Raw genomic sequence first — 20,478 nt, forward strand, 5'->3', positions numbered from 1 at the left:
GCGACACCAGCGACACCAGCGGTACCAACGGCCCCCAGCTAGCTGCAAGCAGTTCCGCTTAGCACCTTTTCGTTAGGAACGGAGGAAGAGACCAGCGGCGCCGACCATCCCCGCATCATTCCCCAAGGTAGCCGGAACGATTTGCATGCCTCGTTGCACCGGCTCCGGCGTCAATTTGGCGAATACGCTGCGAACTTCGTTAAACAGAATGTCACCGGCTTTGGACACGCCGCCGCCGATGATAAACATCTCCGGATTCAGAACAACAGCGACAGCCGCCATCGATTTGCCCAGATAGAAAGCTGCCCGGTTCACGATGCGAATCGCCGCCTCATCACCAGCTTTAGCCGCATCAAAGACGTCCTTAGCCATAATGTTCTCCACATGAGCCAGCGAGGTCCGGTCACCGCGCGCTACGGCGTCTTTCGCCATGCGAATAATCCCTGTTGCCGAAGAGACGGTTTCCAGGCAGCCCATTTGGCCGCAGCCGCAGCCGATGGCTTCCAGATCCGGAACCACAGACATATGTCCAAGCTCGCCGGCCATTCCGGAGAAGCCTTGATAAATCTTCCCGTTAATAATGATCCCGCCGCCAACGCCGGTTCCCAGCGTGTAGCATACGCAGTTGTCGATGCCTTTTCCTGCGCCGCCCCAAGCTTCGCCGAGTGCAGCCACATTGGCATCGTTGTCTATTTTGATTGGCTTGCCCAATCGCTCCTCCAAAATGTCGCGAATCGGCAAATCCTTCAAACCTACATTCGGCGCCAAAATGATGATCCCTTCGCGGACATTCGTAAACCCGGCGACCCCGGCGCCTACCCCGGCCACCTGTTCCCAGGCAAACGGCGATTCTTCCACGACACGCCGGACGTACTTCTCGATATTCGCGACGACCGTATCCGCGCCCTTATCGACTTCGGTCGGCCCTTCATACGTATGAAGAAGCTGCCCTTCTTCATTGCAAATGCCGACTTTGACTGCCGTACCGCCCAAGTCAACGCCAATGTAGATTTTTTCAGACATGTTCACAAGCCACCTTTTTCTTAAATAATATATAGATCATTTACGTGCCTATACGTGCAAAAAGGCCATTCTCGATCCATCGCCGCTTTAGTCCGCGCCATGACTGAAAACGCCTTCGCAAGTAGTTTTCTCCTACGTACCAACTATAAGCGAACCCATCGGTTCGGTCAAGAGAAGGGAAGAAACGGCAATCCCAATACCGATAAGGGATTTTGCGTAAATGACACAGATCACAGACAAGCGTATACGAACCTAATTTCCCTTGTTCCCCCTTCCTTCTCCCCCGCTACTGCAACTAAAAAAACCGGCATTCGCTAGTGCAAACGCCGGATGTAAACCCAATGAGGCAAGATAAACATGATAAAGCCATCCCTGCTAGGACAAAATACGTTTTTGTCCTTGCAGTTCGCGGATGGGGGCGATGTTCTGCGTGAACTCCAGCGTCCCCAGATAACGTCCATCCTCGCTGCGTACAGCGAAATAGCGGATGTACACAAATTTGTCCTTCACCGGAATCCAGAAGTCCTCGACATCCTTCCGCCCCGCCTTAAAATCCTCCAACAGCTGGTTGACGACATGAACGCTTTGCGGCGGGTGGCAATTTTGTACGGTCCGGCCGATGACGGCCTTCGTCCGGGCAAAGATCCGTTCCTTGCCGTGGGAGAAATATCGGACGACATCGTTCTCGTCGATAAACGTCAGGTCCACCGGAAGATGGTTCATCACCGCCTCCAGCTGCTCCATCGAGAGAACGCCGGTCTCGAATTTGATGTAGCCTTGCGGAACCCCCGCTTCCGTGCCTGCCTGTGCGGTCCCTTTCACTTCTTCGCCCGAGGGCTGCAGCGGCACGCGCTCCGGAATCCATTCACGCTCCGGTGCGGTCAAGCAGAAGCCGATCTGGTCGCTTTCCCGGGCAATGCTCACCCATTCGTCTTCCGTTAACTTTTCAAGGGCCATCGGGAGCAAAATATTTTCTTCCTTAAAAATCATCTCGTTGACTTCCTTAATAATCCGTTCCAGATCCATCACCATCGTCTCCGGATCCGCGCTGCCGTCCGCCAGCTTGCCCTTCGTTTCCTTGATCATCATGCGGATGCCGTCGTCCACGCCCCACATCACCTTGGTTGGGCCGTAGATGCCGTACTTCTCCAGATACGGGAACAGCAGGTTTTCCTTGCGGCTGTAGTGCTTGTCGAGGTCCATCAGCAGGTTTAAATCCTCCAGCAGCTTGAATACGATCTCGCTGCCGGGATCCTTCCGGTACTTGTCCAGGTGAAGCTGCAGCTTGAAGTTCACCAGCCGTTCGATCTCGCGATTTTCCAGCTTAAAGGTATGAACCGGGTGACCCGGCTGCTCCTCCGGCTTGGACGAACGGTGAATGTCCTCGATCGAGCCCTTGAAAATCGCCGTATGCACCGAGCACAGCCGCTGAACCTCCTCGACCGGAATGCCCTCCTCTTCCATCAACGCATGCTCCATCGCGGAAATTTCCGCGACCGTCACGTCACCGACAGCCTCTTCGAACCGTGCCTTTACTTCATCCACGCTCTTCCCCTGATGCAGCTCCTTGATAATCTCCTTTAACAGCTGCTGGCGGCGGCTTTGTTCCGGTGCGCCATACTCCCGATTATTGATCAGTTCGCTCATCGCCCAACCCCTCCTTATTGAATTTCAGCCGAATTTCTGTTTCGATATGTCCCGATGACTTCATTGATAACCATTCTCAATAACAAGGTAGCACAGGGAAAATGTCTGACTTGTGATTTCAATCACAAATAATTCATCGATCCTTCCGTTTCTTTTTGCTCCGTCTTTTGCCAAAATAGAATCAGGAGGAATGCCATTATGCCTATTACGCATTTGCTATATATTGAAGACGATCCCGAAATCGGTGAATGGGTCAGCTCCAACCTGGAAGCGCGCGGGTACGCGGTCACTTGGCTGAAGCACGGGGATCAGGCCGTGGAGAAAGCCGCCGATTGCCGTCTCGTGATCCTTGACGTGATGCTTCCAGGGCTGGACGGCTTCACGATTGGGGGGCGGTTAAAGCAGAAGTATCCGGAGCTGCCGGTATTGATGCTGTCGGCCCGAACTTCGATTGACGACAAGCTGCAGGGACTGAAGTTCGCCGACGACTATTTAACGAAGCCGTTCCATCCGGACGAGCTGGCCGCCCGGATTGAGGTGCTGCTCCGCCGCAGCGGGGGGATCGCCGACCCAGCGCCGCTGCGTATTAAACATTTACTTGTGTATGAGAAAGAAAACCGGATCATCAATCAGGATACCAACGAGGAAATCGTGCTGACCGGCAAGCAGTTTCATATTTTCTCCTATCTGCTGCGCCATCTTAGTCAAATCCTGACTAAGGAGCAGATCTACGAAGCCGTATGGAACGAGCCCTACCTCGACGGGGACAAAACCTTGATGGTCCATATCCGCCACCTGCGTGAGAAGCTGGAACGGGATCCCGCAAATCCTGAAGTGATCGAGACCATCCGCGGGATTGGTTATCGGGTGAGAGCATGAGACTTCGTCCGGTGCGCAAGTTCCGTAAATCCCTGTTGACGAGATACGTCTTGATCTTGGGGATCGCCTTCGTGTTTATCCCTGTCCTGATTCCAGTCAGCTTTATTGCAGCCTGGGGGGTGAATGTCCTCCTAAACCCTGGCCATTATGTGCACGAGAGCCGTCCTTACGGTACCGGACAGGAGATTGAGACCGCTTGGCATCAAGCTGCTGCTGAGTTGAAGGGAGCTCAAGCCGATGCCATCGATGCGAAGCTCAGAGAGATGAAGCTGCTGTATCCTGATGCCGCGCTGTATTGGGTCGACACGGCTGGCCAAACCCGCCTGCAGCTGCCGGAGCAAGAGTCGGTGCCCCAGCAGTGGTCCTTGGAGGATACTATCGCCTTCATGAAGCAACGTGTGGACGCCGACCCTTTTACGGTTGTCGCTTTTATTGGCGGGGACGAACAAGCCAAGCAAGGCTTCATGGTGTTGGAGCTTCCGCGTAAATTTATGGTGATTCAAAAAGGGGAACAGCTTAGTGACATTCGTTTTTACGGGGTGTTTCTAGCGATTCTGCTGGGGGCGTTCGTCCTGCTCTCCTATCTGTTCTTTAGCGATATCCGCAAGCGGCTGCTGCGCCTGGAAGCCGGCATGACCCGCCCGGGTCCCGACGGGCTGCCGTCTCCCATCGAAGAAGGACGCCCGGACGAAATTGGCCGATTGGAGCTTGCTTTTAACCATATGGTGTTCGCACTGAAGGACAGCCGCCAGCGGGAGCGCGAGGAAGAGGAGCTGCGCAAGAGCCTGATCAGCCACCTATCCCATGACCTGCGGACGCCGTTAACCGTGCTGGGCAGCCATCTGTATTCGCTCCGTCAGGAACCCCTATCCGAACAGGGACGACAGTCCCTGGCTTTGATGGAGACGAAAATCAGCGATTTATCCGGACTGATGGATCATCTATTATCGTATAACCTGCTCTCCAGCGGACGGTATGCCATGTCTTTGGAGCGGCTGGATATCCTGCGGATCGTGCGGGAAAGCGCGGCCGCCTGGTACCCCGTCTGGGAGAAGAACGGGATTACGGCCGATATTGAGCTGCCGGAGCAGCCGATCTACTGGAACGTTGACGCCCAAGGGTTCCGCCGCGTACTCGATAACTTGTTCCAGAACCTGGTCCGCCATGCTGGATCGGGCCGTTATGCCGGGATTGCGGTAGAGCAATACGAAGGCACCACGGCTCTCACGATCAGCGACCACGGCCCTGGAATGGAGTCGGTTTCCGCTAGCGGAGGCGCGGGGCTTGGCCTGCAAATCGTCGACCTGCTGCTGCGGGAAATGGGTCTCGCACGGGCCACCGTATCGAGCGAAGCTGGAACGAAAGTTTATATTTATCCAATGGCGCTATTGTAATTGAGATGAGGCGAGGGACTGTTTACAGTCCCTTTTTTCATGCCCCAAAATTAAACGAATCTTAAACTTCTCCTGTCTTTGCCTTTAACCTCCGGGCGATATGATCATGACGAGGTGATAATTCGTGAATGAAATGATCATTCAAACGGAAGGTTTAACGAAAACATACCGCGGCCGCTACGCAGTGGACCACTTAAACCTGGAGATCGCGAAGGGGGACATCTACGGGTTCCTCGGACCTAATGGTGCAGGGAAGACGACGACGATCCGCATGCTGCTGGGCTTAATCCAGCCGACTTCGGGTACGATTCGCATCTTCGGCCGCGAGCTGCACCGCGATAAGCTGGCAATCCTGCGCCGTATCGGCTCGCTGGTCGAATCCCCGTCTTATTACGGACATTTGAGCGCCATCGACAACTTAGAGGCCATCCGCCGCATCTTGCAGGTGCCGAAATCGCGCATCGACGAGGTGCTGGACATCGTCTCGCTGACCAGCGACGCACGCCGGCCGGTGAAGGGCTTCTCCCTCGGGATGAAGCAGCGTCTGGGCATCGCCGCGTCGTTGCTCGGCAACCCCGAACTGCTCATCCTGGACGAACCAACCAACGGGCTGGACCCGTCCGGGATCCACGAGATCCGCGAATTAATTAAGAGCATGCCGAAGCGTTACGGCATCACCGTGCTCGTATCCAGCCACCTGCTCGGGGAGATGGAGTTGATGGCCAGCAAAGTGGGCATTATCCGCGAAGGCCGGATGGTGTTCCAGGATACGATCGACAATCTGCGGCTCCGCGCAGCTCACGATATGGAGCTCGTTGTTTCGGAGCCGGATGAAGCGCTTTGGATTGCCCGTGATCTGGGCGCCATCGGCAAGCTGCAAAGCGGAGTTCTCTCGTTCCCAGGGATGGCTGACGCCCAGGTCGCCCGCCTGGTCAAACAGCTGGTGGAAAACGGACATGCCATTTATCGCGTCGAGCAGAAGAAGAAATCGCTGGAGGACATCTTTATGCAGGTAATCGGGGAGGGGGCCGCGGTATGATGTTACGCTCCCTCTCGGCCGACTTCCTGAAGATCCGGCGCAAAGGCATCTGGTTCCTGATCTTTCTTGCTCCGCTCGGGTTGGTCGCCATGCAGGCGCTCAATTACGGGCTGCGCTTCGACTGGATGATCAAGCAATATGCCGATGACCCGTGGGGAGGCCTGCTGCAGAACATTTCCTTCTTCGTGCCGATGGCCATATATCTGGGATGCACCCTAGTAAGCTCACTAGTGGCGAACGTCGAGCATCAGCTTAGTTCCTGGAAGCAACTGCTGGCGCTGCCGATCTCACGGACCGCCGTGTATTGTGCTAAATTTCTGTTGTGCTTCCTGCTGCTGTCCGTTTCCTGCGTATTGCTTTCGGTCGCGACCGTAATTCTTGGTATAGCTCTCGGTTTTGAGGCCGGGTCCATCCCTTACGTGGATTTGGCGCGCCTTGGATTTTATCCGTTTTTTGCCGCGTTGCCGCTGCTGGCCCTCCAGCTCTGGCTTTCGCTCACCTATCGGAACCAGTCGTTGCCGGTATCCCTTGGCGTCACGATTTCGATCCTTTCGCCGTTTACATTGAACCTGTCCGAGTGGTTTCCGCTGAACTGGCCGGTGTTCGGGTTCGAAGGCCCGCACCGCGAATGGTTTGTCGCAGCCGGGCTTGCCTGCGGCGCAGGAATCCTGCTGACCGGACTTGTTCATTTCAACCGAAAGGACGTGGATTAATATGAAGACGTTCCTGAACGTCTTGGCCGCAGAACGGCTAAAAATGGCGCGCTCGCGCCTCTGGCTCATCCTGCTGGTCAGCCCGGCCCTGTCTGCCTTGATCGGCGCCTTGGTCAATCTGCCGAAAGGAGCCAATGCGGAAGTCTGGCCGCTCCTGATCAGCGCCATGTCGATGCTGCACGCGCTATTGTTTCTGCCGATCATGTCCGGCTTATTTCCGTCGTTCCTCTGCCGTTACGAGCACACCGGCGGCGGTTGGAAGCAGCTGTTGGTGCTTCCCGTCTCACGGAGCGCCGTTTATCTGGCCAAGTTCACTGTCGTTGCCGTCTTGTTGGCGGCATCCCAGCTGCTCTTTCTAGCCGCGCTGCTGATTGTAGACCAAGTCCAAGGGATCGCTGGCCCCTTGCCATGGGGGATGATCGCAACGAGCCTCATCGGAGGCTGGATTGCCTGTATGCCGCTGGTTGCCTTACAGCTGGGCGTCTCCCTGGTGTGGTCCAGTTTTGCAGCTCCGCTTGCGGTGAACGTATCGCTGACGATTCCGAACCTGCTGATCATCAATTCGGCCAAGATCGGCCCTTTCTATCCTTGGGCACAGCCGCTGCTGGCCATGATGCCGCGCGGACAAGCGAACTACGGTGCCTTTAATCTGCCGTACGAGAGCCTGTTCATCACGGTCCTCGGCATCTTCCTGTTGTTCCTGATCGCCGGCATGCTGTACTTCCGCCGCAAAGCGGTCTAATACAATCGCCCCGCAGCCGTTCTGCCCCTGTAAATGACGAAAGGCCTGTAGATGAGCTGGATGAGCATGTTGCCCATCCTAACCCTCTACAGGCCTTCTTATTTTATGGGGAGGTTATTCATCATTCATTTGGCTTTCAAGCAAGGCAAGTGAAATGCCCGATTATTCTTTGACGCCGCCCAACGCTACGCCGGCAATAATATACCGGGACAGCAAGAAGTAGACGATAAACAGAGGCAACGCCGTCAAAGCCAGACCCATGTAAATTGAACCGAATTCCGTCTTGTAAATATCGCCGCGCAGCAAGCTGACCATAATCGGCATCGTATATTTACTCTTATCTGTCAACAAAATGAGCGGCATAAACAGGTTATTCCAGTTCGCGACAAAGGCAAAAATCGCTTGCGTCGCAATCGCCGGCATCATCAGCGGCAGAATGATCCGGTTAAACGTCTTAAATTCGCCGGAGCCGTCGACACGCGCCGCTTCAACAATCTCAAGCGAGAGAGTACCCAGCAGGTACTGGCGCATGAAGAACACAACCGCTGGAGCCGCGATGGCTGGCAAAATCAAAGGCAACAGGTTGTTGGTCCAATGAATTTTGTACATAAATTGATAGAAACCAATCGAGCTGGCTTGAGCCGGAATCAGCATCACCGCCATAATAAAGGTAAAGAACGGCTGCCGCAACTTCCAGTTATAAGCGACCAGACCATAGGCCGTCAGGGACGAGAAATAAACCGTCAACAAGGTAGCCGATCCCGAGATAATAAACGAGTTTATGAACCCTCGAACCGGATCAAAGCTCTTGTCCAGCAGCACCTTCAGGTTGCTCATCATATGAGTGGATGGAAGCAACGAGAGGCCCGCTTGAATTTCCGCCGTCGAACGCGTAGCGTTCACGAACATGATCCAGAATGGAAGGATACTGAGGAGTGCCAGCAAAATACATACGACATATACAATCGTCCGATTAATTCGGAGGGCGACCGCACTGCCTTCTTTAATTTTTTCCATGGCTTACACCTCCCCTTTCATTGCTGCACGCTCTGCTTTTCTTTGTTCTTTGATCGCTTTATTTAATTTCGCCGCATCCCGGTCACGCATCAGATAGAACAGGATGGCGGACAACACGGCAGCAATAACGAACAGAATCATACTTGCGGCTGCCGCACGGTTATACATATAACTTCCTTTAAACGCTTGCCCGTAGATAAACATCGAGGTGGTCAGCGTTGCGTCGTCCGGTCCGCCTTGAAGGAACAGCTGCGGAATATCGAACATCGTCAGACCGCCGATCATCGACGTAATTAATGTATATAACATGATGGTGCGCAGACTTGGCAGTGTAATCTTGAAGAAGGTCTGCCAGCCGTTGGCTCCGTCAATCGCAGCGGACTCGAAGATCGACGGATTGATCCCCATTACACCTGCAATCAAAATAATCATGGTGTTCCCGTACCACATCCAGAATTGAATGAAGGAAACGATCCCACGTGCGGTCGTCTTATCCTGCAGGAAGAAGATCGGAGCATCGGACCAACCAAGCAGCTGGAACAAGCTGTTCACCGGCCCCATCGGATATGCAAACAGAGAGCTAAAAAGCACTGCAATCGTACTTGCAGTGATAATATTCGGCATATAGAGCAGGATCTTAAACGCGCCCTGGCCTTTAATGTTCAGACGTTTATTCGTAAACCAGGCCGTCAGCAACAGCGCAAGACCTATCTGCGGAATAAAGTTAACGATCCAGAGGATAAACGTATTCGCGAGAGATTTCTTGAAAGAAGCATTTTCTAGAATCAGATCTTTAAAGTTCTGAAACGGATTATCGAGAATTTCCAATGGTTTGGGGATGATCCCCTGTAAATTAGTGAAGCCGATAACGGCGGTATATAGAATCGGATACAGTGAAAAAACCAAAAAAGCCAACACAAATGGCAACGTAAAATAGTAACCGTATCTCGAATAATTGACACCTTTGCGGCGCATGCTTTCACCTCTTTCATGGATATGAAGGGGCGGGTTATACTCCCCGCCCCTTCGCATCTACTGCGTATTCTTATTCGCTGTCGATGCCAAGTTGGTCTTTCACTTGTTGTTTGAAGGTTTTGATCGCATCGTCACGGGATTTGTTACCTGCCGTGTATTCACGAACTTGATCGCGCCACAGTTTGTTGATCGTTTCGTCGTATTGCGTCAAGTTCTTACCGGAAGCATTTTCGTTCGCTGGAACGAAGATGTCAAACATGTTTTGACCGCCCAGCATTGCAACTTCACCGTTCGATTTCGCCATCACCACGGAGGAAGCTACGCTATCCTTCGTACCTGCTTCGCCCTCTTTCATCGTACCGTTTGCCCAATAGTATTGGAGGCCGGTTTCGGAGGTATCCAGCGTTACCCAGTGAATGAAATCAGCAACCGCTTTCTTCTTCGCTTCGTCTTTCGTTACGTCTTTGTTAGCCAAGAGCCAAGTACCGCCCCAGAAGAACCCTGTTGGAGATTCAGTTACAGCCCAATCACCGTTTGTATCTTTAACTTGACCGTTCATGACATAGTTGATCAACCAAGCCGGACCAAAGAACCCGAAGATCGGTTGAGCGCCGGAGCCAGACATGTCAGCATACCAAGCTTCCGTCCAGTCTTGCGTATCGTTGTGGTAACCGTTGTCTTTCAACTTCTTGGAGAGATCCAAGAACTCTTCACGCTTCGGATCGATGTAAAGTTTGCCGTCAACAATCCAGCCTTTGTCCGAGCTGTTTTCGATCGCGTGCCAGATATCACCGTCACCGGATACGATACCATAGCCTTTAGCTTTCAGCTTCGCAGCTGCATCGAAGAACTTATCCCAACCAGGACCAACTTCATTTTTGATAGCAGCTGGGTCATCTGTCCCGAATACGTCTTTCGCAATCGAACGACGATAGATGAAAGCGCCGCCAGTTGCTTGGTAGCCAAGAGCTTTCAGCTCGCCATCTTTACTACCGATATCTACGGAGTATTGAGCGATGCCAGCATCTTTAACCATTTGGTCAGTCAAGCCCAGGTCAGCGTAGTTCGCTGCATACCCGGAAGCGTCGCCTTGCGTATATTTCAGAACGAACGCTGCTTCAGCAGCATAAATGTCCGGGGCGTCTTTGCCGCCGCCAGCCAAAGCTTGGTCAAGCGCAGGTTGGTAAGCGCCATCCGTTGTAGCGATAACCGTTGTTTTGAATTCAACATTAGCGTCTGGATGCGTTTCCAAATATTTTGTAGTCATATTTGGAATTTCATCCGTGAAGCTCCACAGATTGATGGTAACCTTTTCGCCGCTGGAACCTTTACCTGCGGAAGAATTCGTTTCCGTAGGTGTTGTATTGTTCGAGGACGACTCATTCTTGGAATTGCCGCCGCAAGCCGTGAGAGCTGTTGTCATCACCAGCAAGGCGGAGATCCCGATCAACAGGTGTTTCATACGTTTCATGCGTTTCATGCTTTGCCTCCCCTTTTGTTTACTCTTCTCGGTATTTTGTAACCGCATTCAAATTTTAATACATCTTTTTGTTCTCCATAAGTAAGCGCTTATTGGGAAAAGTTCAACTATTTTTGGGTCTTGAGATCGAGGGGGCTTCTTCAGACTCAAATCAGAATGACAATTGTCATCTCAATGTCATGACAGTCCTTACTAACAGAGGGGCCTCAGTTCCTTTATGCTTAAGTTAACCGAGGAAGAAATAACCAAGATGAAACTTGATCGGAGGCGAAGCTTTCGTGGAACCTATTATTGAAATGAAGGACGTCAGCAAGAGCTTCAAAGATAAAAAAGCGGTAGATCATCTATCATTTACCATTTCCAAAGGCACCATTACCGCTATTCTAGGACCAAATGGAGCCGGGAAGACGACGGCAGTCTCCATGCTGCTCGGCTTGCTGGAGCCAACAGCCGGAACGATCAAGCTGTTCGGGAAGCCGCCCAAAGACCGCTCAGTCCGTGAGCGGACCGGTGCGATGCTGCAAGAGGTCAGCGTGATGGATCGGCTGAAGGTGCGCGAGATACTTGAGCTCATTCGCAGCTACTACCCGAACCCGATGACGATGGACGAATTGGTCCGTCTGACCGGGCTTGGAGATGGCGATCTGAACCGATATGCCGAGAAGCTGTCCGGCGGGCAGAAGCGCAGCCTTAGCTTTGCCCTTGCTTTGGCGGGGAACCCTGAACTGGTCTTCTTTGATGAGCCCACAGTGGGGCTGGACATCACGGCGCGCCGCCGCTTCTGGGACAGCATCCGCAAGTTGGCCGCGCAAGGGAAGACGATCGTCTTCACGACGCATTACCTGCAGGAAGCCGACGATATCGCTGATCGGATCCTGCTGTTTAACCGGGGATCCTTGGTCGCCGACGGCACGCCCGAAGCGATCAAATCGCGTATTGTCAAACGTTCGATTTCCTTCCTTGCCGACGGCGACGGCCCAGAACTGCGGAGCCGGCTGCTGGCGCTCTCCCCTGTCGCGGAATGCTACAACAAAGACGGACGTATCCATGTGACAACGGATGATACAGATGCAGCGTTAGCTGCCTTGTTTACCGCCGGTCTGCCCGTGCATGACGTACAGATCGAGCAGGGACGGCTGGATGAAGCTTTTGAGCAGCTTACAGGAAACCATGAAGAGGAGGCGGTCTAACGATGCGTACCATTACGATGCAATGCAAAGCGGAGATGCTGCGGGTGATCCGCAATCCCTATTATGTATTCTGGTCGCTGCTGATGCCGGTCTTGTTCTACTTTATTTTCACGCGGGTCGTAAATACCGGGGCCGACAATCCGGGCGAATGGCGGGCGCATTACCTGATGTCGATGACGACCTTCAGCGTGATGGGGTCGGCGATCATGACTCTGGGCATCCGGCTGGTGCAGGAGCGCACCCAAGGTTGGGCCACCTTCATGCGAATCACGCCGCTGCCCGGTTCGATCTATTTCTTCGGCAAAATGTTCGGCCAAACCATGATGCATCTGTTTTCCGTTGTGTTTATTTTTATTGCCGGGTATTTGATTAACGGGGTATCGCTGCCTTGGCATTTGTGGATTTACAGCGGATTGTGGATCGTCGCGGCTTCACTTCCTTTTCTCGCGCTGGGTACGCTGGTGGGGCTGATGAAACGCGTGGATACGGCGAGCGGCGTCAGCAACGTTTTGTATCTGCTTCTAGCCGTCTCAGGCGGCATGTGGATGCCATTTGAAGTGCTGCCCAAGGTGATGCAGGCCATCGGCAAATGGCTGCCCTCCTACCAGTTCGGAAGCGGTGCCTGGTCCATCGTTCATGGGGATGCGCCGAGTTGGCAAAGCGTGCTGATTTTGCTGGGCTACCTCTTTCTGTTTATGGTACTATCCACATATATCCGAAAAAAACAGGAAGCGGTGTAATTTCAAATGCGGTTCGGCAAGTTCGAGTTCGAATGGTTTCCGAAAAAATACGGCTGGTTCCCCTACATCTGGCCGATCTACTTGGTTCTTCCTTTCTTCAACATTCGGGGAGAGCATGGAATCAAGCTGTGGATCGGCTGCGCGATGATCGTCTTGTTTGCCGTGACCTACCGCCAGTTATATTGGGTTACCGGCAAAGTATTTAACCTCTGGCTTGCGCTGCAAATGGCACTCATCCTCGCGCTCTGCATGTTCTATAGCCCGTATAACTTCTATTTGGGCTTCTTCACCTCGAACTTTATCGGTTGGTACACCGATCACAAGAAGTTCCATGTCGCCATTTCCTGCTTTGCTGCGGTGGAGGTGCTGTCGCTCCTGTTCGGCGCCCGGGATCTGGTGGCCGGCGACCTGCCGTTTATGATGCCCTTCCTCGTGATCATGCTGGTGATGCCTTACGGCATCCGTTCGATGGCGAGACGGCAGCAATTGGAGCAGGAGCTCGACCGGGCGAACGAGCAGATTAAGGAGCTGATCAAGCGGGAGGAACGCATGCGAATCGCCCGCGATTTGCACGATACGCTTGGGCATACCTTATCCCTGATCACGCTCAAAAGCCAGCTCGTCGAGAAGCTCGCCGCCAAAGACGCCGAACGGGCCCAAGCCGAGGCGCGGGAGATCCAGCGCACCTCCCGGGCCGCGCTGCGGCAAGTGCGGGAGCTCGTCTCCGACATGCGGGCGATCACCGTCGCTGAGGCGCTGGCGGAAGCCGGCGAGATCCTGCGTGCGGCCGACATCGCCTTTGACGTAGAAGGCGATCCGCGGCTGACCGGCGTGTCGGACTTGACGCAGAACATCGTCAGCCTCTGCATTAAAGAGGCGGTGACGAACATCGTCAAGCATAGCCGGGCCACGCGCTGCGCCGTCACGATCGAGACCGCACCGGCGGAGGTGCGGCTGCAGATCGAGGACAACGGGATCGGGTTGTCCTCGCGGAAAGTGGGCAGCGACGGGGTGTCCTCGCTGCCGGGCAACAGCGCCGCGGGCAACGGCCTGAAGGGCATGGCCGAGCGGTTGTCGCTGATCGACGGCACATTAACCGTCGGAGCGGGGAGCCTGGAAGGCTCGGACGGTTCCGAGGCCGGCTCCGGCCGGGGCACTCGGCTGCAGATCACCATCCCGCTGATCGTGAAAGAAGCTGCCAAAGAAGGTGAAACCGCATGATTCGCATCGTCATTGCCGAGGATCAACGTATGCTGCGGGGAGCGCTGGCCTCCCTGCTCGATCTGGAGGACGACCTCGAGGTTGTCGGTCAGGCAGGGGATGGCGCGGAGGCACTGGCGCTCATCGAGAAGCTGCGCCCCGATGTCTGCCTAATGGACATCGAGATGCCGCTGATGAGCGGACTGGAGGTGGCCGAGCGGCTGCAGGCCCAGGGATCGCCGTGCCGCGTTATCATCCTGACGACGTTCGCGCGGCCGGGCTACTTCGAGCGGGCGGTGAAAACCGGCGTCCAAGGCTACCTGCTCAAGGATGAATCCAGCGATCGGCTGGCGGAAGCGATCCGGCGGGTGAAGGCCGGCCACCGCGAGGCTTCGCCGGAGCTGGTCTTCGGCAGTCTCCGCCGGGACAATCCCTTGACCGCCCGCGAGCAGGAGATTCTGAGGCTGGCCGCCAAAGGCTGCACCGCCAGCGAGATTGCGGCTTCCCTGCACTTGTCCTACGGCACCGTCCGCAATTATATTTCCGAAATTTTGAACAAGCTGGAGGTCAAAAGCCGCATCGAAGCGGTCCGCCTCGCCGAAGAGAACGGTTGGATTTAAGCACGCGTGTGAGACGTGCAAAAGGACGCCGAGGTCGGCGTCCTTATGAGTTATTTTCGGGATGCAATCTATTCGATTTTTCGCATACATCCAAACGTTTGACGATCAAAAATCCGAATTGTATTCGATTTTTCATATAGATTCTTGGAGTTTGGGGTGGGATCGGCAAAATCTGTATGAAATTTCATATACAATCCTTTGAAATCGCCGAAATCCCCAAAATATACTTGATTTTTCGCATACATTAGGACGGCAAAGTGACATCCCCTGACTTCCCCCGTGATTCCTTCCCCAACTTTAACTCCCGGTCGGGCCGCTCCAATCATGCACCATGCTGCCCTCCAGGAACTTCTCGCAGTCCATGGCCGCCATGCAGCCGGACCCCGCCGCGGTGATCGCTTGGCGGTAACGCGTATCCTGTACGTCGCCGCAAGCAAATACCCCCGGCACGTTCGTCTCCGTGGTTCCCGGCTTCACAACGATATAGCCGTGTTCGTCGGTCTCCACTGCGCCGCCGAGAAACTTCGTGTTTGGCGTATGACCAATCGCCACGAACACCCCGTCGGCCTCCAGCAGCTCCTCCTGGCCATCGGCATTGTTCCGCACCTTCAGGCCCTTCACTTTGACGCCGCCCTCATCCGTCACCACTTCCAACGGTGTACGGTTCAGTGCCCAGCGGATTTTCTCGTTGGCTTTGGCGCGATCCTGCATGATTTTGGAGGCGCGCAGCTCCTCCCGCCGATGCACGATCGTTACCTCGGTCGCGAATCGCGTCAGGAAGTTCGCCTCCTCCATAGCGGAGTCACCGCCTCCGACGACGAGGAGTTTTTTGCCGCGGAAAAAGAACCCGTCGCAGGTCGCGCAGGTACTAACCCCTCGGCCCACGTTCTCTTGCTCGCCTGGGATACCCAGATATTTCGCCGATGCCCCGGTCGATATAATTACCGATTCGGACTCTAGCACCTGACCGCCTTCCAGCGTCACTTGAAACGGCCGCTTGGAGAAATCCACCTTCTCCACCCAGCCGCTCCGAAATTCTGCACCAAACCGTTCCGCTTGCTTGCGCATGTTATCCATCAGCTCAGGGCCCATAATTCCTTCCGGAAAGCCAGGAAAATTTTCCACTTCCGTCGTCGTGGTCAACTGGCCGCCCGGCTCCAATCCCTCGATCACCACCGGGCTCAGATTCGCCCGCGCCAAATAAATCGCCGCCGTTAATCCGGCCGGCCCCGTTCCAATCACCAATACTTTGTGCATACGCTCGTACCTCCTTGGTTCCTAGGAAATAGCTCGACCCGTCGATTCCTATGTAAATGGAATACTCCATCAAATTTTCCCCAAGTTGGACCTGCTTTACCCATCAAACTATTGGACCGAAGGAAAAATCTCCGCGAGCTTCTCCTTCACGCCGCATACTTCATCCACCCGTTGAACATAACGGCGTGCCGTAGAGGCGGAAATATTGTATTTCTGCGCCACCTGCTCGTAAGTGACGGATTGTCCGTGCATTTTGGCCGTCAAGTATTCAAGTGCCGCGGCCCAGCCCTCCAAATGGGAGACCGTTGGCGTATCCGGATATAACCGGGTGAGAAAATCCGCCCACAACGTCTCCATATCATGCTGCTGCTGAAGATCAAAGCTCCGCTTCATCCGCTCCAGAGCCAAATCCACAACCGCTTGCCACTCGCTCCGCCATACCGGCAGCTGCGTGGTCACCCGGCTTGGATCGACCAGCGTTGTCGTCGCACCGGAACGAACCGGCAGCGGCTGGTTCACGCCGAGATTGCGGAGCACGAACAAAGCCATTTCCTTCAAATACGCATCTTCCTCCGGCTCCAGCAAGAAGGCTTGCAGCGCCTCCTCAACCTCCCGGTCAGCAATCAGGCCCATCGCCTGAATGACTTGAAGCTTGGTTTTGTTGTCCCCGTGGCGCAGCGCCCAGAAGAATGAGGAACGAATCAGCGGGTTCTCTTTCATCTCGGCCGGGATTCCTTCTTCTGAAGCCTCCCACCGCTTCATTTGCTCCTCGAACGGAAGCAGGTACTGATAATTGACAGGAACCGGTTCCGCCTCGGGATGCTCACGCTCCTGGGACAGAATATTCAAATAATAGCCCGGCACGCTCGATTTCGGATCCAGCCTTTTCGCCGTATTCCATAGCTGCTCGGCTTCAGCCTTCCGTCCCGTATGGTAGGCAGCCACCGCAGCATAGTGATACAGGCTGGCATCCAAGTTCGTCTCATTCCCGCGCATCAGCCGCATAAAATGGCCAAAGGCCGCTTCGTGCCGCCCCAAGATGCCCATGGTTGTCGCCAGCTTGAACACGTGCTCTTGGTGGAAAGGAACGATATTTTCCAATCGGCCGGCCAACTCTTCCAGCGCCTCGCGGTTTCCAGCATGCTGATAAAAAATCGCCAGATTACATAAGGCGTGCAAATTTCCGGGATCCTTCACCAGCACCTCTTCCACGGTTTCCACCGCCTTGTGGAACAATCCCAGGTAGTAATACCCTAATGCGAGATTGTTACGGGCCGCCAGGAAATCGGGAAGGCTCTGCACCAGCTCCTCCAGCATTTTGACGGCTTGAGCGAACTTACCTTCTTCTAGCAACGCACGCGCCTGATCGTGCTCATAGACGCCATGCCGCGATTTGATGCTCTTTAATTTCGTTGGGCGGTCCAGCTCGTATTGCAGCAGGTCGATCATCTCCTCGGCCTCGCTCAGGAACTGCCCCTGTTCATCCTCCTCCAAATAGCGGATGAGCGCTTCTTCGGCCGCTTCAAACATATCCATATTGGCGTAATTGTTCGCCATATAGAAATAACATTCCGTCATGGACGGGTCGATCTCCTCCAGCACGGTCTGGAGCACCTCATTGGATGCCGCATAGTCCCCCATCTCCGATAGAATACCGGCCATATTGCAGTGGTTCACCGGGTTGTTCGGCTCGTATTCTACGGCTTTGCGGAAATATTTTAATGCCTTGTCGTAGCGATAACGGTCCAACGAAGAAACGGCTCTCTCGAAGAAAAATCCCGCATCCATCGAGATCGGCAGCACTTTCCCCCGCTGGGTTTTAGCCGGTCGCTTTCTTTCCTTCAAGCAAGGCACCTCCTTTGATTTCATTCTTCCAAGTCTACTTTCCGTACGTTTCAGGTAAACTCTCCATTCCACAGTATAACATAGGAGAAGCTGTCCTCCCACGGGGAATCCGAGCGGAAAATAACGGATGCGCCGCTACTGGAAGGAAATCCACTCTCCGCAGGCGAATAATTGAGATATTTGCAGAGAAAGGAGCTATTTCCATTATGGAGTTTGTTTGGGAAAACACGGTTGTTGCCTTATTGATATTCGCACTGGTGATTTACATCCTCTGGTCCATTTTTTTCAGAAAAAAACGGCACTAAAGTTGAAAAGAACGCATGCACACAAGCGGTAAAAAAAGGAGTCTTCCGAACGATGGACACGAATCAACCCCTATTTACGACGATCGACGAATATATCGCCCAATTCCCGCCAGAGATTCAGGACAGATTGCAGCAAATCCGTAAGCTGGTTCAGGAGGTTGCGCCTAACGCAATCGAGCGGATCAGCTATCAAATGCCGACCTTTGAAACCGATGGCAGAATCCTGGTGCATTTCGCAGCGTTTAAGAAACATATCGGTTTTTACCCAACCCCCAACGGTACTAAGGAATTTGCGGAGGAACTGTCCCATTACAAAGGCGGGAAAGGGTCAGTACAGTTTCCCTTGGACCAGCCGCTGCCGTTGGATCTGATTCGCCGCATCGTTCTCTTCCGCGCGGCGGAAAACCGCCTGGCCGCCGAAGCCAAAGCTGCTAAGAAGCGTAGGAACCAATAACTCGTGAACAAAAAAGCCGCTTCTTCAGCGGCTTGGCTTTTTACTTGAATGATGTTGGACTTCTAAATGCCTCGATCTTTGAACAAAGCGGCAATCGAACCGCCCTCTAGAATAAACTGCGTCGCCCGAGCCAACATCGGCGCTACAGAGAGCACCTGCACATGGGGCGAATGCAGCTCCGGCTGCGCGATCGAATCGGTGACGACCACTTGCCGGATATTGGGATGCTTCAGCTTCTCCAGGGCATTGTCCGAGAAGAGCCCGTGCGTTGCGCACACATAGGCGTCCTCCGCGCCCCGTTCCTTTAACCCTTCGACAACGTTTACAATGGTGGAGCCAGTGTCGATCAAATCCTCGATGATAATCGGCGTATGCCCGGCCACGTCGCCGATCACATGCGTGATCACCGACTGGTTGTGCGCGGGACGCTTCTTAATCATGATGGCAAACGGCGAGTCCAGTCCGTTGGCCAGCTTCTCCGCCATCGAGGCCCGTCCCGCATCCGGCGAGACGATCACGGGATTCGGAATCTGCTGGGCCCGCAGGTAATCGGTCATCAAGTCTAACGCGGTCAGATGATCGACCGGAATGTTGAAGAAGCCCTGAATCGCCGGCGCGTGCAAATCGATCGTCACGACCCGACTCGCCCCAGCCGTCGTCAGCACATCAGCGAGCAGCTTAGCCGAAATCGGTTCCCGCGGCGCGGATTTACGCTCCTGCCGGGCGTAGCCGTAATAAGGCATGATGACGTTCACCGTGCGGGCGGAAGCCCGCTTGGCCGCATCGATCATCACCAGGAGCTCGACGAACATCTCATTAATCGGATGGGATAGCGACTGTACGAGAAATACGTCATAATTACGGATACTTTCCTCATAATGCACATAAATTTCTCCGCTTTTGAAGCGCGACAATTTCACCTTCCCGGGTTCGATCCCGAGTCGACTGCAGATATCCGATACCAGCTTCGGATTGGACGAACCGGAAAACATGCGCATTTTGGCTTCCATAACATCCTCCCGAATCCTTATTTATGACATTTAAGACTTGGACATCCCTACACTATTATCGTACATGGATTCGATCGGGGCGTCCAGCAATTTCCAGCCATGGCTTTGGGGCGCTTACTTATCTGCTTCCAAAGGAATCATCGACCGCCGACGTCCCTCGAACGTCGCCAACTCCCGCACTCCCAGTTTATACAGCAGCGTTCGCGCTTGATCCAAATGTTCGCTCAGCTTCTGGGGATCATGGGCATCCGACCCCACCGTCAGCGGGATCCCCATCTCGATGGCCGCCTGCAAGATCCGCTCGCTAGGGAACATCTCCGCACAAGGCTTCGACAGTCCCGAGGCATTAAGCTCGATCGCAATCCCGGCTTCTTTCACGGCAGCCAAGGCCCGCCGCTCCAGCTCAATCGTCTCTTGCTCCAGCTCCGGCCCGGGCTTGTACCCAAACCGCTTAATGACGTCGAGGTGGCCAAGGAAATCGTAAAACCCGGTTTGCGCCGCTTTGGTCACGGCATCATAGTATTGCGCATATACCGCGAACACATCCTTGCCTTCCCAGTTGTGGACCTGGCGGAAATCCGATACATCCCATTCCCCGAGAAAATGCACCGAACCGATCACATAATCCCACGGATATGCTGTGATGATGCGTTCGATTTGCTCCTCCCAGCCTTCGATATAATCGCCTTCCAGGCCGACGCGTACATCGATCTGCCCGCGGTATTTTTCCTTCAGGCGAAAAGCCTCCTCCACGTACCGCGGCAGCTCCTCCATCGGCATTGCCATTTCCGGATAATAGGCAGCCGGATCCACATGCAGCAGCGGCATATGGTCAGAGACGCCCAGCTGGGACAACCCGATCTCGATCCCTCGGCGGATGTAATCCTCCAGTGCGCCAACGGCATGACCACAGCGTTCATGATGGGTATGGTAGTCGATCAGCATCTT

At 54.3% G+C, this 20,478-nt stretch carries 19 protein-coding genes; 10 read left to right on the plus strand and 9 right to left on the minus strand.

What is annotated here, in order from left to right:
- Positions 1 to 72: 72 nt before the first annotated feature.
- Entirely contained in the window at positions 73 to 1,023 is a 951-nt protein-coding gene (locus M3G15_RS15990; protein ID WP_260071473.1) for an ROK family glucokinase, read from the minus strand.
- 375 nt (positions 1,024 to 1,398) lie between these two features.
- Positions 1,399 to 2,670: a DUF438 domain-containing protein gene (locus M3G15_RS15995; RefSeq protein WP_260071474.1), complete on the minus strand. Its 1,272-nt coding sequence runs from the start codon at positions 2,668 to 2,670 to the stop codon at positions 1,399 to 1,401.
- A 198-nt stretch (positions 2,671 to 2,868) separates the two neighbouring features.
- On the opposite strand from M3G15_RS15995, the gene M3G15_RS16000 reads away from it, so the two are divergent.
- The 5 genes from M3G15_RS16000 (at position 2,869) to M3G15_RS16020 (ending at position 7,437) form a co-directional block, all read left to right on the plus strand.
- Positions 2,869 to 3,549: a response regulator transcription factor gene (locus M3G15_RS16000; protein ID WP_260071475.1), complete on the plus strand. Its 681-nt coding sequence runs from the start codon at positions 2,869 to 2,871 to the stop codon at positions 3,547 to 3,549.
- The gene (locus M3G15_RS16005) at positions 3,546 to 4,943 is read left to right on the plus strand and encodes a sensor histidine kinase (protein WP_260071476.1); all 1,398 of its coding nucleotides are present in this window, start codon (positions 3,546 to 3,548) and stop codon (positions 4,941 to 4,943) included. Before M3G15_RS16000 ends, M3G15_RS16005 begins: the two co-directional genes overlap by 4 nt.
- Positions 4,944 to 5,067: 124 nt before the next feature.
- Positions 5,068 to 5,982: an ABC transporter ATP-binding protein gene (locus M3G15_RS16010; RefSeq protein WP_260071477.1), complete on the plus strand. Its 915-nt coding sequence runs from the start codon at positions 5,068 to 5,070 to the stop codon at positions 5,980 to 5,982.
- The gene (locus M3G15_RS16015; protein WP_260071478.1) at positions 5,979 to 6,695 is read left to right on the plus strand and encodes an ABC transporter permease; all 717 of its coding nucleotides are present in this window, start codon (positions 5,979 to 5,981) and stop codon (positions 6,693 to 6,695) included. The genes M3G15_RS16010 and M3G15_RS16015 overlap by 4 nt, the downstream gene beginning before the upstream one ends.
- Before the next feature lies 1 nt (position 6,696).
- Complete coding sequence (locus M3G15_RS16020; protein ID WP_260071479.1) at positions 6,697 to 7,437, plus strand: ABC transporter permease; 741 nt, start codon at positions 6,697 to 6,699, stop codon at positions 7,435 to 7,437.
- Positions 7,438 to 7,599: 162 nt separating this feature from the next.
- Here M3G15_RS16020 and M3G15_RS16025 read toward each other — a convergent pair whose 3' ends face one another.
- The 3 genes from M3G15_RS16025 to M3G15_RS16035 all read right to left on the minus strand — a co-directional run bounded on the left by M3G15_RS16025 (position 7,600) and on the right by M3G15_RS16035 (position 10,909).
- A complete protein-coding gene (locus M3G15_RS16025; protein WP_009225005.1) occupies positions 7,600 to 8,454 on the minus strand; it encodes a carbohydrate ABC transporter permease in 855 nt (284 codons plus the stop codon).
- Between the two features lie 3 nt (positions 8,455 to 8,457).
- Positions 8,458 to 9,429, minus strand: a complete 972-nt coding sequence (locus M3G15_RS16030; RefSeq protein ID WP_009225006.1) for a carbohydrate ABC transporter permease — start codon at positions 9,427 to 9,429, stop codon at positions 8,458 to 8,460.
- 70 nt (positions 9,430 to 9,499) lie between these two features.
- On the minus strand, positions 9,500 to 10,909 hold the full coding sequence (locus tag M3G15_RS16035; protein ID WP_009225007.1) for an ABC transporter substrate-binding protein: 1,410 nt from the start codon (positions 10,907 to 10,909) through the stop codon (positions 9,500 to 9,502).
- A 278-nt stretch (positions 10,910 to 11,187) separates the two neighbouring features.
- Here M3G15_RS16035 and M3G15_RS16040 point away from each other — a divergent pair, with 278 nt between their 5' ends.
- Genes M3G15_RS16040 through M3G15_RS16055 form a run of 4 tightly spaced genes read left to right on the plus strand, consistent with a single transcriptional unit; the run spans position 11,188 to position 14,659 of the window.
- A complete protein-coding gene (locus M3G15_RS16040; protein WP_260071480.1) occupies positions 11,188 to 12,099 on the plus strand; it encodes an ABC transporter ATP-binding protein in 912 nt (303 codons plus the stop codon).
- A 2-nt stretch (positions 12,100 to 12,101) separates the two neighbouring features.
- A complete protein-coding gene (locus tag M3G15_RS16045; RefSeq protein WP_260071481.1) occupies positions 12,102 to 12,839 on the plus strand; it encodes an ABC transporter permease in 738 nt (245 codons plus the stop codon).
- 6 nt (positions 12,840 to 12,845) lie between these two features.
- Complete coding sequence (locus M3G15_RS16050) at positions 12,846 to 14,060, plus strand: sensor histidine kinase (protein WP_009225010.1); 1,215 nt, start codon at positions 12,846 to 12,848, stop codon at positions 14,058 to 14,060.
- Positions 14,057 to 14,659 (plus strand): response regulator transcription factor, encoded by a 603-nt coding sequence (locus M3G15_RS16055; RefSeq protein WP_009225011.1) that lies wholly within the window; start codon positions 14,057 to 14,059, stop codon positions 14,657 to 14,659. The genes M3G15_RS16050 and M3G15_RS16055 overlap by 4 nt, the downstream gene beginning before the upstream one ends.
- Before the next feature lie 297 nt (positions 14,660 to 14,956).
- On the opposite strand, the gene trxB is transcribed toward M3G15_RS16055, so the two are convergent.
- Both trxB and M3G15_RS16065 read right to left on the minus strand, forming a co-directional pair.
- On the minus strand, positions 14,957 to 15,916 hold the full coding sequence (gene trxB, locus M3G15_RS16060; RefSeq protein ID WP_009225012.1) for a thioredoxin-disulfide reductase: 960 nt from the start codon (positions 15,914 to 15,916) through the stop codon (positions 14,957 to 14,959).
- Positions 15,917 to 16,024: 108 nt separating this feature from the next.
- Positions 16,025 to 17,761 carry a tetratricopeptide repeat protein gene (locus M3G15_RS16065; protein ID WP_009225013.1) on the minus strand — a complete coding sequence of 579 codons (1,737 nt, stop codon included), beginning with the start codon at positions 17,759 to 17,761 and terminating at the stop codon, positions 16,025 to 16,027.
- A 357-nt stretch (positions 17,762 to 18,118) separates the two neighbouring features.
- Here M3G15_RS16065 and M3G15_RS16070 point away from each other — a divergent pair, with 357 nt between their 5' ends.
- Positions 18,119 to 18,520 (plus strand): iron chaperone, encoded by a 402-nt coding sequence (locus tag M3G15_RS16070; RefSeq protein WP_260071482.1) that lies wholly within the window; start codon positions 18,119 to 18,121, stop codon positions 18,518 to 18,520.
- Positions 18,521 to 18,582: 62 nt separating this feature from the next.
- On the opposite strand, the gene M3G15_RS16075 is transcribed toward M3G15_RS16070, so the two are convergent.
- Both M3G15_RS16075 and hisJ read right to left on the minus strand, forming a co-directional pair.
- On the minus strand, positions 18,583 to 19,530 hold the full coding sequence (locus tag M3G15_RS16075) for a ribose-phosphate diphosphokinase (RefSeq protein WP_009225015.1): 948 nt from the start codon (positions 19,528 to 19,530) through the stop codon (positions 18,583 to 18,585).
- Between the two features lie 114 nt (positions 19,531 to 19,644).
- Positions 19,645 to 20,475, minus strand: coding sequence for a histidinol-phosphatase HisJ (hisJ, locus tag M3G15_RS16080; RefSeq protein WP_260071483.1), 831 nt, complete (start codon positions 20,473 to 20,475; stop codon positions 19,645 to 19,647).
- Between the last annotated feature and the right edge of the window lie 3 nt (positions 20,476 to 20,478).

The sequence above is a fragment of the Paenibacillus sp. p3-SID1389 genome (assembly GCF_025151705.1).
GTDB classification, from domain to species: Bacteria; Bacillota; Bacilli; order Paenibacillales; family Paenibacillaceae; genus Fontibacillus; species Fontibacillus phoenicis.